This window comes from Marinicella litoralis, assembly GCF_002591915.1.
Taxonomy (GTDB): Bacteria; Pseudomonadota; Gammaproteobacteria; order Xanthomonadales; family Marinicellaceae; genus Marinicella; species Marinicella litoralis.
In genome coordinates, this window is the sequence record NZ_NIHB01000001.1 from 1143686 (window position 1) to 1160567 (window position 16882).

A 16882-nucleotide genomic window follows, 5' to 3' on the forward strand; every position below is an offset into this window, starting at 1 on the left:
CAAAACAGCTGTGAAACGATGTGCGGTTTGTTTGGTTTTATCCGAGGGTATTTTGTGTCATGGTTGTCAGTCGTTAATCCAAGCACCAACAAATCCCTGTCAAATTTGTGCCAAGCCATTGAATCAACCCGGTGGTATCTGTGGTGAATGCCGCAGTGACCCGCCTGCGTTTTCTCAAACCATTTGTGCGGCCATCTATGAACCTCCAGTCAGTACCTGGGTGCAACAATTGAAATTTGGCAATCGCATGGATCGGGCCCGCATCATGGCTGAAGCGTTGCTGAAACCGTTGCAAGCCATTGATAACAACATACCCATTATACCGGTGCCTTTACACCCCAAGCGGTTGCGCCATAGGGGCTACAACCAGGCACATGAAATCGCCAAAATCATCGCCAAACGGCAAAACCGGCCACTACTCAGCGATGCCCTGATCAGAACCAAAAACACTGCCATGCAGGCCGAATTACACGAAAAACAACGTGCCAACAACGTCCGAGCGGCTTTTGCCGTGAATCAACCCATTGAGTCCGATACAGTGATTGTGTTGGACGATGTGATGACCACCGGTCAAACCCTGCGTTCGGTTGCCAAGTGCCTGAATCAAGCGGGTGTTGATGAGGTGATTGTCGCTGTGTTTGCTCGATCAGGCGCTTAAACGAAAAAAACCCGCCCCAATAAATGGGCGGGTTTTCCTGTGATCAATTGATTTTATCTAAAACGAATGTTTGCCAATGGCCTATCTAAACTAAACGCATTATTTGGCGAGACCTCAATCAGGTTGTTATCCGGATCAGGACTGCCGCTGGGTCTGATGATAAAGCGGCTGCCGAAACCATCAGTATTCGGTCGCCACACAGCAAAGTCATCGATGCCATCTCCATCATAATCACCGGTGACAGGAATGTCGGTTGAATGGATTCCAAATAAACTGCCTCCGACGGGAGTGAGTGAATTGTAGTTTTGAGTGTCGTCATTGACAAACCAGCTGATTTCATCGAAATCAGTTCCAAAAGCTATGGCGATGCCGGCTAAATTGTTGGGCAGGAAAGTGCCGGGAACCATGCCCGCTTCTGGAATAAATTCAGCACTGGCACTGTCAAATAACAGACTGCCATCTGTGCCGTTATAAACTTGAACATTTTGATTACCTGCTGTGCCACCATCATCAATAAATAGGGCGAAATCAGCCACACCGTCACCATTGTGATCAAACCCACCACCTGGTTTAAAGTCACCAGTGGTGCCATCCGGAGTTTCAAAGAACCCTAATGTATATGTAGATGAGTTTATCCATTGTAATGTAGATCCTGTACTGACATCTCTGCTGACAAAAAGAGCAATATCATCCAGGCCATCACCATCATAATCACCAAGTTGCAAATCAAGGGTGTAACCAGCCGGTGGGATATTATTCAGGAAAGAAACAGGCAAGTCATCAGGGCGAGACGACCGCCTAATCAGGAATTGAAAAGTTTCATCATTATAGGGTGTTTTAAATACCATGTCCTTGATGCCATCGCCATCGAAATCACCGCCACTGGTCATTTCCGTGGAGGAAAAAGGCAACCCCGTAAAGATTGTATTGTCCTCTGAAGGTGAGTTGGTACCATCGTTGGTGATTATTTGAACATTTAAATCAGGAAAATTATCCCAAGAGGTCACATAATCACTAAAACCCGTGCCAGTAAAGTCATATTGAGCTTTTTGACATTGGCCCATAACATTGGAAGCAGCCAACGATAGCGACTGATAAGGTACACTGGTGACGTCTTCAAAACCCGTACTGAATAAATAATCACCATTCACAGTCCCAGTAAAGTAAACATTATTGACTTGACCGACATCGGCAGGAGCCAAATCAGCGATATGAAGCGTCCAAACACCGTTGCTTTGCGCTGGGGTTAATCCGCCAAATGCGCCGTTCATGCGGGTGGTGCAGCCACCATGCCCATTGGCATAACCAAAAACGCTGGGAATGATGATGCCAGCGGTGCTGGTGCGGTATTCCCCTGCCGGTATCACGCCTGACTGGCTCGATGTCCAAATGTCGTTGTTGGCTTGGTCATGAAAGATGTATTCACCGTTCAAGTCAGCACTTGAATCAATGCGAGAAAACAAGACCAACTGCGCCAGCCCATCAGGTGAAGTTAAAGTGACGTTGAGGTCCTGGGCATAGCTGTGTTCAATGTCCAGCACAATTTGTAAATCTGTGATATCTCCTTGAAAAGCCCCGGTCATGTCGATGGGGATGTCTATCCCAGCAGGGTCGTCGTCTGGAATACTGTAAGGAAAAGCACCACGCGCTTGGTGGGTCTTTTGGGGTGAAGAAACAGTCTTTGCTTGAACAGTTAAGTTGGTTTGGAAAATTTGAAATGGACTGAAGATTGGTTTGGCCATTGATAAGTGACTTATCAACAACAGTACAGTGATGAGAAATGCTTTGGATCGAAACATATTGACCTCCTATTAAGTAAATAATGAGGTGCTTGTGTTCTGACTTTGCACCCCCCTTAACTAGGTAGGCGGGCTTTTGGCATCAAAGCGGCCAAAAAATTTATTAAAGATGATTCAATTTGCGACAGTATTAATTTCAGGAGCTGAGTTCGCGATTAAGCCACAAGCGGGCCACTGACCAATCCCGGCGGATGGTGCGTTCTGATGAGTCAACGACACTCGCAATTTCTTGGTGACTGAGTCCACCGTAGAACTTAAGGGTCACTATTTCAGCCAATTCGGGATCAAACTGCTCCAGTTTTAACAGTGCATCCTCCAAAGCATCCAGCTCAACCGCATTGGACTGCTGGGTGTCTTCTTCAACCAAAGTATGTAAGGTTAAATCATTGCCGCGTTTGTTGGTGTTTCTTTTGCGATAACGGTCTACCAACACGCGCCGCATGGTGCGGGCTGCCATCGAGTAGAAGTGAGTCCTGTCTTGCCAGTCCATGGCAGTGATGTCAACCAACTTAAGATAGGCCTCTGATATCAGTTCAGTGCACTGGATACTGTTTTTCCCTTGATTGAGTTGGATTTTAGCCAGTCGCCGCAACTCTTGATAGACTTGTGGAATCAATTGATCCAAAGCATTTTGGTCGCCTGCTTGCCATTTTTTGAGCATCAGGGTCAATTGTTGTTTGTCTGTCATAAAGGCTGCTCCTTAAGTGAGTCAATGCGACATTCTTTGATGTTATATTCTACACACAAGTCTTGGTAATCTCGACGCATGAAACTCAGGGCACTCAGCTTTTTGGCCACGGCTTTGGCCTGTGCTGTTTTGCCCAACATCACCAACGCTGTGAAATGGCTGTTCATGTAAGAAATTTCTTCTTGATCTGCAGCAATGGGGCCTATCACATTCAATGCTTTGGTAAACGTTTGTTGACTTTCTTGAATTAACCCCAATTGTTTTTGTGCCCTTCCCAAGGCCAATATGACAGTGACATATTCATTCAAGGCACCTTCATTTTCCGGGTCAAGCTGGATCAACTGTTCGCCCAATGCAATCCCTGCTTTGGCATAAGCCAAACTTTCATCCAGTCGGTTTAATTTTCGGTAGACATTGGCAATCACACCGTGGTCACCAACAAAATATTGCAGCACCTGAAAATCTTTCGGATTGGACTCATACATTTCACGGTCCATGGCAAAAGTGGCTAAACAGGGTGCCAATAGTTTTTCCGTTAAATTGGCATCATAAAAGGTATTACACAATTTAAATTGGATGTCAGCCAAGTTGACTTTTAGTTTGGCATTATTACGCGCAGCTGGCATGGCATCTACCAAGCCTTGTTCCAACAATTTTATGGCTTGGGTTCTTTCTCCCAACCGCATGTGACCATCGGCATTTAAATAGATGGAACGCAATAATATACGCCATCGATCCGTGCCATCAGGTGTTGTTGTTGGCCCCTTACCTGGGGTTAAGTCTGCGGTTAATTGTTGGCCAATTTGGGTGGCTTTATATGCATATTGTTTGGTCAGTTCTAATTCGCCGGCGATTTTCAAAATATTCGCCGCTTTGATGTATGAATCGGCCATTCGGTACATGATTAATTCATCATCAGGTTGGCTTTGGTACAACCTTTGTAATTTTGTGATGGCCGTGCTGAGGGTAGACAAGGCTTGGGCTTGATCCCCTTTGTCACCAAAAACTTCTGCTATTTGAATCAAGGCAATGGCTGGCATGCCCTTCTTCAGTTTGATTTGTTCATCACTTAAATTGTCATAATATTGTAAGGCTTTGTTGGCTGTTGATTGCAACAGTTCGGTGCGACCCACTGCACGCAATCCGGTGTATAAATCATTGAGCATGTAATCTACCAGTGACTCAGCTTGATTCCTCGCTTCAACGGCCCGATTGGTGGCTTGAATGGCCATGTTGCGTTCATGACTCAAATCCGCCGTGTATTTCCAACCACTGAGCACCACCAACAACGCAACCAGGGTAACTGCCAATGTTTTTAGTCTGCGTTTGGGTTTATCTATCATCCGGTTAATGACTTCCAATGTCATCCTGGCAGAAGGTCGGTTGGCAGGAACGGGATCCAATAACTGTGTGATCAGTTGTTTTTTATCTTTAGAGAATGTTTCGGGAATTTGAACGGAGGCTTCACTCGCACGTTTAAGCAAGTCCTTGGTGGTGGCATGTTGTGGATAAGGCTTTGTGCCACTCAGTAATTCAATCAAGATTAAGCCAAAACTCCATATATCTGTGGCCGTAGTGGCGCGCACCCCTTGGGCTTGTTCCGGTGACATGTAACCCGGAGTGCCTGCTATTTGAGTCTGTTCAACCGAGGCTTGAACATCCATTTCTTCATGCAATGGAACATCGGTTGCTGAATGAGAAATGGGTTGAATTTTGGCCAAACCAAAGTCTAAAATTTTAACTTCACCTTGTTCGGTGATCATGATGTTGTCAGGTTTCAAGTCACGGTGGGCTATGCCTCGTTCATGCGCCGTGGTTAAAGCCATTAAAATACTTTGTGCCACCAACAGTGGCTGCGCAATAGATTGGTCTGTGATGGCTTTACTTAAGGTACAGCCGTCAAGGTACTCCAACACCAATATGTCATTATTTTGTTCAGTAAAAAAATCATGAATTTGACAAATATTGGGGTGCTGCAAACTGGACAAGACTTGTGCTTCATTCAATAAGATGGCGCGTTGTTCAGTCGATAGATGTAGGTCGCTGTTCATGACTTTGACTGCCACTTTGCGCTTCAGCAGCTCATCCAAACCAACGTAAACATGCCCCATGCCACCGGATGCCAATAGCCGTTGAATTTTGATGCGACCAATTTGCTTTGGAATGACTTCGTCTTCAGTTGTTGTTGCTATTGGTAATATGTGCAGAAAATTTTCATTCATTTCAGTCGCCAATAAAGACTTAACTTCTGAAAGCAGATCTTGGTCTTCACCGCAAGCCATTTGTAAGTAGGCTGGTTGATCTGGCAGCGGTTGATCTAAGGTGTTTGCCAGGATGGTTTTTATTTGTTTGAACCGTTCAGGTGTCATGGGTTTTTAAGCTGTACTTCCATTCAGTTTAACACAAACCTGCCCCATCACCCGTTCATTCATCCATGCCCTATTTAGAGCATCAAATCAAAACTCCCAATAGGCAGGTATCAGCAGAATAAATAAGGTGAACAATTCAAGCCGACCAAATATCATGGCTATGGTCAAGATTGATTTACTGCCATCAGACAGGCTGGCATAATTCGAGCCAGCATCACCAAGGGCAGGGCCAAGGTTAGTCAGGCAGGCCAGTGAGGCGGAAAAAGCCGTGGTTAAATTTTCGCCCAAGCCAGCCAGGATGATGCCAAATACACAGAGCAGAAACAAAAATTGTACAAAGAACGCGGACACAGAATCCAGCACCCGGTAATTAACTGTCTTGCCATTGATTTTTACCAGGTATTTGCCGTGTGGATGAATCAATCGATACAATTCGCGCATGCTCATTTTAAACAATAGAATCATGCGAATGACCTTGAAGCCACCTCCGGTAGAGCCTGCACAGCCACCAATGGTACTGAATAGAATCAATAACAAAGGCAAAGCCCCCGGCCATAAATGAAATGACTCGGTGGTGAATCCAGCAGTAGAACCTATCGAAACGGCTTGGAAAGTGCCCTGACGAAGGGACTCATAGAGTGAACCAGAAGTGTCGGTGAGGTAGAGTTGGAATGAGGTGGCTAATGAGGCCAAGGCCAAAAAGCCGATAAATACTTTAACCTCAGTGTCTAATAAATAAGTGCGAATAGAGGCCGATTTCCATGCCAAAAAATGTGAAGCAAAATTAATCCCAGCAATGATCATGAAAATCACTGCAATCATCTCAATCAACGAATTATTGAAGTGACCCATTGACGCGTTATAAGTAGAGAACCCACCGATTGAAATGGTAGAAAATGCATGGCAAATCGCATCAAACATATTCATACCAGCCATGTAATAACTCAAAGTACACATGACAGTGATGCCTAAGTAAATGTACCACAATGCTTTGGCAGTTTCAGTGATTCGTGGGGTCAGTTTTTGATCTTTCATCGGACCGGGTGTTTCAGCCCTAAATATTTGCATGCCCCCAATGCGCAACATGGGCAACACGGCCACTGCCAAGACGATGATACCCATGCCACCAAACCACTGCAGCTGTTGGCGATAGTATTTGATGGAATGGGGTAATTCATCGATGTTGGTCAGGATGGTTGCACCGGTGGTGGTCAATCCAGATATCGATTCAAAAATGGCGTCGGTGACCGACAAATTCATGTAGTCAGACAAATACAAGGGTAAAGCACCGGCCAAACCTACAATCAACCAAGAGGCGCCCACGACCAGAAAACCACTGCGAATCTTGAGTTCTGCATGGATGTTTCGGTACATGAAAAAGGGCACGGCGCCAATCAGTGCCAAGGTACCAAAGCCTTCGATAAATGGCCAGACATCACCGTCTTGATAAATGTAACCAACCAAGGCCGGAGGCAACATCATGGAGCTGGCTACCAGAAGCAGCAGGCCGATTATTTTTGCGATCAGGCGTGGATTCATAGCTTTACAAGAAGGAAGCGTCTACTTCGAACAGACGTTTCAAATCGTTGATGTTGCGTTTATCGGTGACAAACATGATTAAATGGTCTTTGTTTTCAATCACTACATTGCGGTGTGCCATGATGACTTGATTGGCGCGGATGATGCCGCCGATGTTACAGCCCGGTGGCAGGTTGATGTCTTGTATCATTTTACCCACCACTTTAGATGAAGAGCTGTCGCCGGTGACTTCTACTTCAATGGCTTCAGCAGCACCAGAACGCAATGAGTGAACCCGGGCCGTGTAGTCGCCGCGGACATGAGCCAAAATACCACCCATGGTGATGTGTTGTGGAGAAATGGCGATGTCAATGGTGTCTTTTTCAATCAACTGTGCATAGTTTTGTTTGTTGATCAGGGTCAGCACTTTTTTTGCGCCCATTTTTTTCGCCATCAGTGCCGATAATAAATTCGCTTGGTCGTCATTGGTCAGCGCACAGAATATGTCGGTGTGACTGATGTTTTCTTCATTCAACAATTCTTCTGAAGTACAGTCTCCACGGATGACCAAGGCTTTGGTCAACTCTTCTGCGATGAACCTTGATCTGGCTTTGTTGTATTCAATGATTTTAACAGAATGTTCTCGTTCTAAAGCTTTGGCTAAGTTAAAACCGATGTTTCCGCCCCCTGCCAAGATGATTTTGTAACTGCTTTTCTCCGTTTTTTGCCATGATTCCATGATTTTACTGATGTGTTTTCTGGCCGCCAGAAAAAACACCACATCATTGGCTTTGAGCACGGTATCGCCGTCTGGGAACACTGATTTATTCTTGCGGAATATGGCTGCCACCCGCGCATCCACATTTTCCGGCAATAAGCTGCTGAATTCCCTCAGTTGTTGATCAATCAATGGACCATTCTTTTTCACTTTGATGGTGACCAATTGAGCCAAACCACCGGCAAAATCCATTACCTGTAATGCACCGGCATACTCAATCAAGCCTTTGATGTGTCTGGTAACCAATTGTTCTGGTGAAATGTGAAAGTCAATGGGTACATGCTCATGCTCAAACATTTCTGGGTGAGATGCATATTCTGCTTCACGAATCCTGGCGATTTTTGTTGGTGTATTGAAAATACTGTAACAAACTTGGCAAGCCACCATATTGACTTCGTCCGAATTGGTTAATGCAACCACCATATCGGCATCATTGGCACCGGCGCGTATCAACACCGACGGATGTGAAGCATGTCCGTGTACGGTTCTGATGTCCAATTTGTTTTGCATGTCTGCCAATCGTTCCAGGTCCGTGTCTACCACAGTAACGTCGTTGTTTTCATGCGATAAATGTTCGGCTATCGAAGAACCCACTTGACCGGCACCTAGGATGATGATTTTCATGATTTATCCATGTTCTTGGGGTTGATGTCTAAGGACCTGAGTTTGCGGTACAAATTGGTTCTTTCCATGCCTGATATTTTGGCCAAATCACCCACCTTGCCTTCGACAGATTTTAAATGATATAAAAAATAATCACGTTCAAATTCTTCCCGAGCTTCTCTGAGTTCCAAGTCATATCGGGTGTTCTGTGATGTGTTGGTTCTGTCTAAGCTTGTTTGCTCTAGGATATCAATCACTTCTTGTAATTGAATTTCTGCCTCACCTTCATGCAGTTGCAGCTGTCTCACCAAATTTTTCAATTCTCTTAAATTACCTGGCCAATCATAATTTCTCAGGTGATTCTGAGCAGCGAATGACATTTTCCGGTAAGGGGTTTGTTCTTGGTCGGGTAAAAAGTTAACGTAAAAATTTAATAATTCTGGGACGTCTTCCGCCCGTTCGGCAAGGGTGCAAACTTGCACAGTGAATTCAGTAATGAAATCATACAACTCTCGATTGAAATCACCGCCGGCCAACAAAGCTTTGATGTCTTGCTGAGAGGTTGACAGGACTTGTATTGGATTACTTTGGTGTGGTTTTTGCCATTTCTTTAAATGAATGAGCAATTTTGCTTGTTGTACTTCCGTCAGGCAGTCGATGTTGGTCAGTATCAGCGAGCCCGATTTGAAATCATTGATGATTTTCTGTGTTTTTTGTTCTAAAGTTTGCTCGATGTTGGCATCGGTTAAACTGAGGCTGTCAATGATAACCGCTGATTGGTTTTCCAGTTGTCTTTGGTTGTGCAACAGTAAGGCGAGGGTCAGCTTGCCGGTGCCACTGTCTCCAACAAACAAGGTGTTGGTTTTGGTTTTGCTCAGTTTTTTGATATTGGCGCGCAATTCATTGGCTGCCATTGAGCCGCCAATGGGTTCAAAAATTTGCCATTTGGCATCGGTATTTTGATTGTCTTGTTGTTTTTGATTTTGCGCCAAAGTGGTTTCAATGGTTTGTAACAGTTTGGCCAATGAAATGGGTTTTTCTACAAAGTCTTTGGCCCCCATTTTAGTCGCTTCTATGGCTGTTTCAATGGTTCCATGGCCAGACATCATGACCACTGAAAAGGGCATGTTTTGATCATGGTTCCATTCTTTCAATAAACTGATTCCATCAATGTCAGGCATCCAAATATCCAACAGCACCAAATCAGGTGAAATTGAATTCAATTGAATTTTGGCGTCCTCGCCACCTTCAGCAATTGAGACTTGGTATCCTTCATCCGCCAAAATTTCAGAAATTAAATTCCTGATGTCTGGTTCGTCATCTACGATCAATATATGCGATTGGCTCATTGTTGTGGTCCTGGTTGGTTGCTCAATGGTGTAACAACAGCATTGGGTTTCAGTGGTTTGATTTTACATGATTTTTTGTGTTTAACCTCTTCAACTTTCAAAACATGTGCCAAAGGGATGTGTAAAACCTCAACATCTTTGAATTCATGTTTTAACTGTTCCTCTATAGGGTCTATCACCACGCCCTCTGACAAATCAAATAAAATGCCAGAAATACTCATGAAACCCAACAATGAATCGGTGACAATCTGTTTGGCGTACAGTTCATAGACCTGATTTTGATTGATGTAATTGATGCGGTACAGGTTTGGTTTGATTTTCATTTTCTCGTGATAATGGGTATTGATCGTAATTGATTATTTTACAAACCAAGCCAACAAAAAACCAGTTGTAAAACCCATGATGTGACTGATCCACGCAATGTCATAGGAAGGGTGGGGTTGAAACTGTAAAATAATCTGTACCACCAACCACAACATAATCACCACAGCCAAAGGCATGGAGGTTTTCTGCAAATACAGACCTATGGGAAGGATGAAGTCAATTTTCTTACGTGGAAACATGACCAGCCACACACCTATCAGGCCCGAAACGGCGCCGCTGGCACCAATCAATAAATTATCTTGGCCTTGCAGAAATAAACTGGCGGCTAAATTGCCAACCAAACCACAGGTCAAAAAGAGGAAAATAAACTTCTGACCACCAATCACCTTCTCGATGGAAAATGCCAGCAATAAAAAGATTGAATTGTTGATGATCCAATGCAGCCAGTTTCCATGCAAAAAAGTGGCAGTGATTAAGCGCAACAACTCCAGTGGCTGCTGTTGTATCAGGCTCCAATAAGTGTTGGTGTGAATGGCATACAGTTCCATCAATTTAGGTTGATAAGCCGTGAATTCTGTAATGATCAAAAAAAACAAAAAGGCCAATGTCAGTAACATCGACACGTAGGGGAAATAAATGGGTTTTTGGTTGGAAAAATTAATCACTTAGGAATTAAAAATTCAATGCCCGCAAATGCAACCACAATACCCTCAGGAACAATGTCTTGTATGGTGACAGCGTCATCGATGGTGTCGCCAATGTTGAACCTTTCGCCATTGATCAGAACCATCCTGTTTTCAGCTTCTGGATCATATATATGTATATTGATTTTGATGTTTGGGATGTCTTTGCGGATGGCATATTCAATTTGGTGAATCAACAAATAGTCTTGTTTTAAACTGGGTTCTAGGCTTTGATCTCTGGAGCCCTCTTTGTCACTGTGTATAGCAACTTTGGTCTCAGATTCATCTGCTGTGGTTATTGGCTTGATGGTCGGGCCTTTGTTGACAGGCAATAAGGTGTCAACTTCATTTTCCTTGGTTTTACGTTCAGTCAAAACGGTGTTTTGTTTGATTGGTATGATGGCCGCTGTGCTGTTTTCGGAATCGGTCACAGGTTGAGTCGCTGCTTGTGTCAATTGCTTACTTTTTGCTTTGATTTCGCTTTGTTTTGGTGGCACCAATTGGTTCACTTTGGCCTTTTGGTCAGAGGTGTTTTTGGCCTGCTTGTTCGCTTGGACCTCATTGGCCACAAGTGGCTGTCCATTGGGTTCGGGGCTTGCTTGGAAACGGTTGATTATGGTTGAGTGCCAGCCTTGTTGCCAGGCGAAAACTGCCAAAGCAATTAATAATAAAACCGCTACCAATAGCCAAAAACCACGCCGACTTTTCTGGCTGGTTGCTTCGCTGAAATTGATGTGATTCACATCAGAGTTATTTTCGTTGTTTCTGTTTTGGTCTGACTTTTTTAACGCATCGATGATTGAAGACATGGTTTACTCTGTTAAATTAGGTCCTTTATAAGCTTTCAGTGACAGTGCCATCTGGGTTTCTTTGCCGATGATTCCATCTGCCAATAAGCCGTTACTGGATTGGAAGTCGATGATCCAATCATTCAATTCAGTGGCTGGTAAATTGGGGTTGTTGTCAATGACTTTAGCCACGTTCAATGCCCACCCATTGACTGTCGAGCTTATTGTATCATCAATCAGTTCACTCGCCATTGGCCACAAAACAAAATAATGACCAAACCAGCGTTGGTTGATTAAGCTGTGGTCAAAGGCTTGTTCTCCTGTGGTTGTGACCAGGGTCGCGGTATTGGAATCAATGCGAATCAGCAACGCCAACTGACCTTGATTGAGCTCAAGCAAGACCGGGGTGTTTTGTTGTTGGATTTGAGTGAGGTTGCCTTGTTTTCGCAAACAGCCCATGCCAATGGTTGAGACATCAGGGCAACGGTTTTCATTCCAAATCAAGCTTTGGTCCGCTTGCCATAAGGACAGGTATTTTTGCCAACTGATGGATTGAATGGGCAGGTCAATTTTAACCTCTGCTTGTTGCAGCTGTTGCGGGTGTGTTACTTCTTGTTGAGGCTGTGGCTTGGTTGTTGGCCACAGCCAATAACTGACAAAGAGGATGGCCAATACCACCAGGGTCAACAGCAGTTTTGGTTCTGGGCCTTGTTTTTGATCAGGATACACTTCTTGGATGGCTTGTCGAACATGGGTTGAACCCACCGAAGGCGATTCTTTGGCAAAGGCCACCAACAAAGCGCGGTCGCAAAGCACATTGATCAATCGAGGAATGCCTTGTGTTTGCTTAAATATTTTTTTAATGGCGGCGTTTGAAAACAATTCTTTTGGCCCACCCGAAACGGCCACTCTGTGTTTGATGTATTGAATGGTTTCGGCATTTGACAAAGGTTGTAAGTGGAAACGGGAAGTGATTCTTTGCGCCAATTGACGTAAATCTTTGCGTTGCATCAATTGTTTTAACTCAGGTTGGCCAATCAAGATTATTTGCAATAATTTTTGTTGGTCAGTTTCTAAATTAGTCAACAAGCGCAGTTGTTCTAAAGTGTCTCTGGGAATATTTTGTGCTTCATCAATAAGGATTAAAGTGTTTTTACCATCGGCCCACCACAGCAACAGCTTTTCATTCAGTTTTTCAACCATGGCATTGAGTTTGCCCTTAATTCCACGGGTAGAGATTTTGAACTCTTTGAATATATTTTCCAACAATTCTGTGGGCGTGATGTTGGGATTGAGGATCAATGCGGCGTGGGTGTCGGTTGGCAACTTTTGTAAAAATAATCGGCTGATGGTGGTTTTTCCAGTGCCCACCTCACCGGTTAATTGAACAAAGCCAGCGCCGCCACCACGCGTCACACCATAAATCAAATGGGCCAAAGATTCTTGGTGTTTTTCACTTAAATACACAAACTCCGGATCAGGGGTGATCGAGAACGGTGCTTGTTGTAAATCAAAAAACTCTAAATACATGGGCTATCTGGCATGTGGAGGCAACAAAGGTTCAATTGTAATCGCCTTTCGCTGGTGAAGCAAAATTGATGTGTCGACATCGAATAAAATCTGATTGGCTTGAAGGTGTCCAGGCAATTGAATTGTAAACACGCAGTAATCATGTAAAAATGTTCGGCTTATTAAATTGATTTGTAAGGAATGTTGTATGAAAAATTTGAGTGTATTGTTTGGTTTGGTCTTTTCGATGGCAATTCATGCCTCAGAAAAGAACGATTATGTGGATGTGAAGATAAACCATGATGAAGCCAATGGACAGACAATCCTGACTTGTGAGCCCAAACAAAAAATTGAAAATATGCCTGAGCAATGGGTAAAAATCTGCAATGAAATCGGACAAGCCTTGTTACAAGAAGCCAAAAAGAATGGAAAAAATGTTTCATTGACTGCAGAACCTTTCGGCATGGGGGGAAGATTTGCTCAAACTTTGTCACAAGATTTACCCGATGGCGTTGTGCCGACCAAGATCACCAGTGGTGATTTAACAATTCGCTGATCAAAAGACGACACCCAAGACCGATTTAATTGGTTTAATTTTGGGTCTTAAGAGCTTGGGCTTGGCCGTTGTGCCTTGCCCAAGCTTCACATTGCTATGTAGTCGTTTGTCTAATACCAGATAAACTCAGTCATCATCCGACAATTCCAATAAATCGGCATTGCCGCCAACGGCAGAGATGTTATTGGTGATGGTTTTTTCGGTCAGAAATTGTCTCAAATAACCAGGTCCGCCTGCTTTGGGGCCAGTGCCTGATAAGCCCATGCCGCCAAAGGGCTGGACGCCCACCACGGCCCCCGTCATGTTGCGATTGATGTAACAATTGCCTGCTTGAATTTTTGAGACCACATGTTCAATGGTGTCGTCAATCCTAGAGTGAATGCCCGTGGTTAAGCCATAACCGGTGGCATTGATGGCATCAATGACTTTATCGAGCTCATTGGCTTTGAATCTGATCACATGTAAAAACGGACCAAATATTTCTTGTTGCAAGACCTCGATGCCATTGATTTCAACCGCTTGAGGGGCAAAATAATGGCCTTTGAGCTCTGGCTTAGCAAGTGATTTGATGGGTTTGGCTGTTTGTTCCATATGTGCTTTATGGTTGTTTAAAATAGCCAAAGCTTTTTCATCAATCACTGGTCCCAAATCGGTTGAAAATAATTGGGGATTGCCGGTGATTAATTCATCCATGGCGCCCTTGAGCATGTGGATGACTTTGTCGGCCACATCATCTTGGATAAACAACACACGCAAAGCAGAACAGCGTTGGCCGGCACTGAAAAAGGCTGAGTTGATCACGTCTTTGACCAATTGTTCAGGCAAACAAGATGAGTCTGCAATCATACAATTTTGCCCACCGGTTTCTGCAATCAAAGTGGCAATCGATGCGTTTTTGCGGTTGGCTAAATTTAAGTTAATGATCTGAGCTGTCTGGGTTGAGCCGGTAAATACCACGCCCGCAATGGCATTGTTTTGGCACAGTTGGGTACCTATTTGACTGCCCGAGCCCAATACCAACTGAAACACGGCTTTAGGTATGCCAGCTTGGTGAATTAATTGTGCGGTGAAATGTGCAATTAAACTGGTTTGTTCTGCGGGTTTGGCAATCACGCAATTACCGGTTACCAATGCAGCGACAATTTGTCCTGCGTAAATGGCCAATGGGAAATTCCATGGGCTGATACAGACAAATACCCCTTTGCCTTGATGGTATAAAAAGTTACTTTCGCCAGTGGGCCCAGGCATTTTTTCACCGTGACCACACAATGCTTGGGCTTGATCGGCGTAATAGCGACAAAAATCCACGGCTTCTCGTAACTCAGCCACACAATCACCCAAGGTTTTGCCGGCTTCATTTTGTAGTAAGTAAATCAAAGTGTGGCTGTTTTGTTCCATCAAATCAGCCAGTTTTAACAGGCTTTCAGCTTTGGCACCAACATGAGTATCGCGCCAATTTGGGAAAGCTGCTTGCGCATTTGACAAGGCCAGTTCAACATCGGCCGCCTGTGCTCGGTGGTAACTACCCACGGCATGATCAAGGTTGGCAGGTGAATGGACTTCAATCAAGTCACCCATGGCTTCGGTACCCGGAATCAAACTGGTGGCGTGGTGTTTTAAAGTGTTTTCAGCTTTGACTTGATTAAGTAACTCATCCACCGTTTGCATGTCGCCCAAGTTAAAGCCTTTTGAATTGATTCTTTGCTCACCATAAATATCCAGAGGCAGTGGCAACATGGGATGTTTATGGCTTTTGTGTTTACGCACTTTTTCAATGGGGTCTTGAGTGATGTCATCGATGTCTAAAGTCAAATCAGTTAATCGATTGACAAAAGAAGTGTTGGCACCATTTTCCAGCAGTCTTCTGACCAGGTATGGCAACAAGTCTTCATGCGAACCCACTGGCGCATAGATTCGACAAGGTCGGTTAAGACCTTGTTCACTGATCGTTTGGGCGTGTAAAGCTTGACCCATGCCATGCAAACGTTGAAATTCATAACCGCCAGTCTCGCCCGCCAAAATTTTGACGGCTGCCACTGTATTGGCGTTGTGGGTGGCAAATTGTGGGTAGAAACGCTTCCTGTTGGTTAACAAGAATTGTGCACAGGCTAAATAGGATACATCGGTATTTACTTTGCGGGTAAACACGGGATAATTTTCTAAACCTTGTTCTTGAGCCCTTTTGATTTCCGTGTCCCAGTATGCCCCTTTGACTAATCGAATGGGAATCAAACGTTGGTTTTGGTCATATAAATCAGCCAGCCACTCCAAAACTTTGAGTGCGCGTTTTTGATAGGCTTGGACCACTATGCCGAAGCCTTGGTAGTCGTTCAATTGTGCATAAACGGCTTGAAAAATTAACAATGAAATTTCCAAGCGATCGGCTTCCTCGGCATCAATGGTGACAGCTACATTTAACTTTTTGGCGTGGTTGGCAATTTCCAACACTTTGGGTGCCAGCTCACTGACCACTCGATTGACGTTGGCCACCTCATAACGTGGATGCAGTGCCGATAATTTTATCGAGATACTGGAGGCATCGTTGATGTGTCTTTTTTTATTGGCATCAGCAATGCTGGCAATGGATGACATGTAAGCCGCAAAATACCGATCGGCGTCTTCTTGGGTTAATGCGGCTTCACCCAGCATGTCATAGGAATAACGGTAGTCTTTAAATCCTTTTTTACCTGAGCGTTTGATGGCTTCTTTGATGTTGCGGCCCATCACAAATTGCTTGCCCATCACTTGCATGGCACGATGAATGCCTTTTCTGATGACAGGTTCGCCGGTTTTGTTGATGAATTTATCTAAGGCTCGTTTCATTCCGCCTTGGCTTTCATCCACATCAATGATTTTTCCGGTGAGCATCAATCCCCAAGTAGAGGCGTTAACAAACAATGAGTCACTTTTGCCTAAGTGAGATTTCCAATCGGCTTCGAGGATTTTGTCTTTAATCAATTTATCAGCAGTGGATTTATCAGGTATACGCAACAAGGCTTCAGCCAAGCACATCAACAAGATACCTTCTTTTGATGACAGATCGTATTCTTTCATGAAAGCATCAACCCCATCCATGTCGTCAATTTTTGCACGGACGTTGTTCACTAATTCAGTGGCTAATTGTTTGATTTCTTGGCGTTTGGTGGCCCCTGGGTTGGCGTAATCCAGCAGTTGGTTGACCCAAGTTTCTTCGTCAATTAAATAATGTGAGGAAAACGGTAAGGCGCTGATTGTCATGATGGTATCCGATGTCTGTAGAT

Annotated in this window: 13 protein-coding genes; 2 read left to right on the forward strand and 11 right to left on the reverse strand. The window is 44.2% G+C overall.

Features of this window, described 5'->3' with window-relative positions; all coding sequences use genetic code 11:
* The first annotated feature begins 10 nt into the window (after positions 1-10).
* Complete coding sequence (locus tag CCS90_RS05040; RefSeq protein ID WP_133566486.1) at positions 11-658, forward strand: ComF family protein; 648 nt, start codon at positions 11-13, stop codon at positions 656-658.
* A 53-nt stretch (positions 659-711) separates the two neighbouring features.
* Here the strand turns inward: CCS90_RS05040 and CCS90_RS05045 are convergent, their stop codons facing one another.
* The 10 genes from CCS90_RS05045 to CCS90_RS05090 form a co-directional block, all read right to left on the reverse strand.
* Positions 712-2457: a proprotein convertase P-domain-containing protein gene (locus CCS90_RS05045; RefSeq protein WP_099018393.1), complete on the reverse strand. Its 1746-nt coding sequence runs from the start codon at positions 2455-2457 to the stop codon at positions 712-714.
* Positions 2458-2593: 136 nt separating this feature from the next.
* Positions 2594-3145, reverse strand: a complete 552-nt coding sequence (locus CCS90_RS05050) for an ECF-type sigma factor (protein WP_099018394.1) — start codon at positions 3143-3145, stop codon at positions 2594-2596.
* On the reverse strand, positions 3142-5514 hold the full coding sequence (locus CCS90_RS05055) for a serine/threonine protein kinase (protein ID WP_099018395.1): 2373 nt from the start codon (positions 5512-5514) through the stop codon (positions 3142-3144). Before CCS90_RS05055 ends, CCS90_RS05050 begins: the two co-directional genes overlap by 4 nt.
* Positions 5515-5601: 87 nt before the next feature.
* Positions 5602-7053: a TrkH family potassium uptake protein gene (locus CCS90_RS05060; protein WP_099018396.1), complete on the reverse strand. Its 1452-nt coding sequence runs from the start codon at positions 7051-7053 to the stop codon at positions 5602-5604.
* 4 nt (positions 7054-7057) lie between these two features.
* Complete coding sequence (gene trkA / locus CCS90_RS05065) at positions 7058-8434, reverse strand: Trk system potassium transporter TrkA (RefSeq protein ID WP_099018397.1); 1377 nt, start codon at positions 8432-8434, stop codon at positions 7058-7060.
* The gene (locus CCS90_RS05070; protein WP_099018398.1) at positions 8431-9762 is read right to left on the reverse strand and encodes a sigma-54-dependent transcriptional regulator; all 1332 of its coding nucleotides are present in this window, start codon (positions 9760-9762) and stop codon (positions 8431-8433) included. The genes trkA and CCS90_RS05070 overlap by 4 nt, the downstream gene beginning before the upstream one ends.
* Complete coding sequence (locus CCS90_RS05075) at positions 9759-10085, reverse strand: DUF1820 family protein (protein ID WP_099018399.1); 327 nt, start codon at positions 10083-10085, stop codon at positions 9759-9761. The genes CCS90_RS05070 and CCS90_RS05075 overlap by 4 nt, the downstream gene beginning before the upstream one ends.
* 33 nt (positions 10086-10118) lie before the next feature.
* Entirely contained in the window at positions 10119-10751 is a 633-nt protein-coding gene (locus tag CCS90_RS05080; protein ID WP_099018400.1) for a rhomboid family intramembrane serine protease, read from the reverse strand.
* Positions 10748-11578 carry a general secretion pathway protein GspB gene (locus CCS90_RS05085; RefSeq protein ID WP_099018401.1) on the reverse strand — a complete coding sequence of 277 codons (831 nt, stop codon included), beginning with the start codon at positions 11576-11578 and terminating at the stop codon, positions 10748-10750. The genes CCS90_RS05080 and CCS90_RS05085 overlap by 4 nt, the downstream gene beginning before the upstream one ends.
* A 3-nt stretch (positions 11579-11581) precedes the next feature.
* Positions 11582-13087 carry an AAA family ATPase gene (locus CCS90_RS05090; RefSeq protein ID WP_099018402.1) on the reverse strand — a complete coding sequence of 502 codons (1506 nt, stop codon included), beginning with the start codon at positions 13085-13087 and terminating at the stop codon, positions 11582-11584.
* Positions 13088-13274: 187 nt separating this feature from the next.
* Here CCS90_RS05090 and CCS90_RS05095 point away from each other — a divergent pair, with 187 nt between their 5' ends.
* Positions 13275-13622: a hypothetical protein gene (locus CCS90_RS05095; protein ID WP_099018403.1), complete on the forward strand. Its 348-nt coding sequence runs from the start codon at positions 13275-13277 to the stop codon at positions 13620-13622.
* 126 nt (positions 13623-13748) lie between these two features.
* On the opposite strand, the gene putA is transcribed toward CCS90_RS05095, so the two are convergent.
* A complete protein-coding gene (gene putA, locus CCS90_RS05100; RefSeq protein ID WP_099018404.1) occupies positions 13749-16859 on the reverse strand; it encodes a bifunctional proline dehydrogenase/L-glutamate gamma-semialdehyde dehydrogenase PutA in 3111 nt (1036 codons plus the stop codon).
* Positions 16860-16882 lie beyond the last annotated feature (23 nt).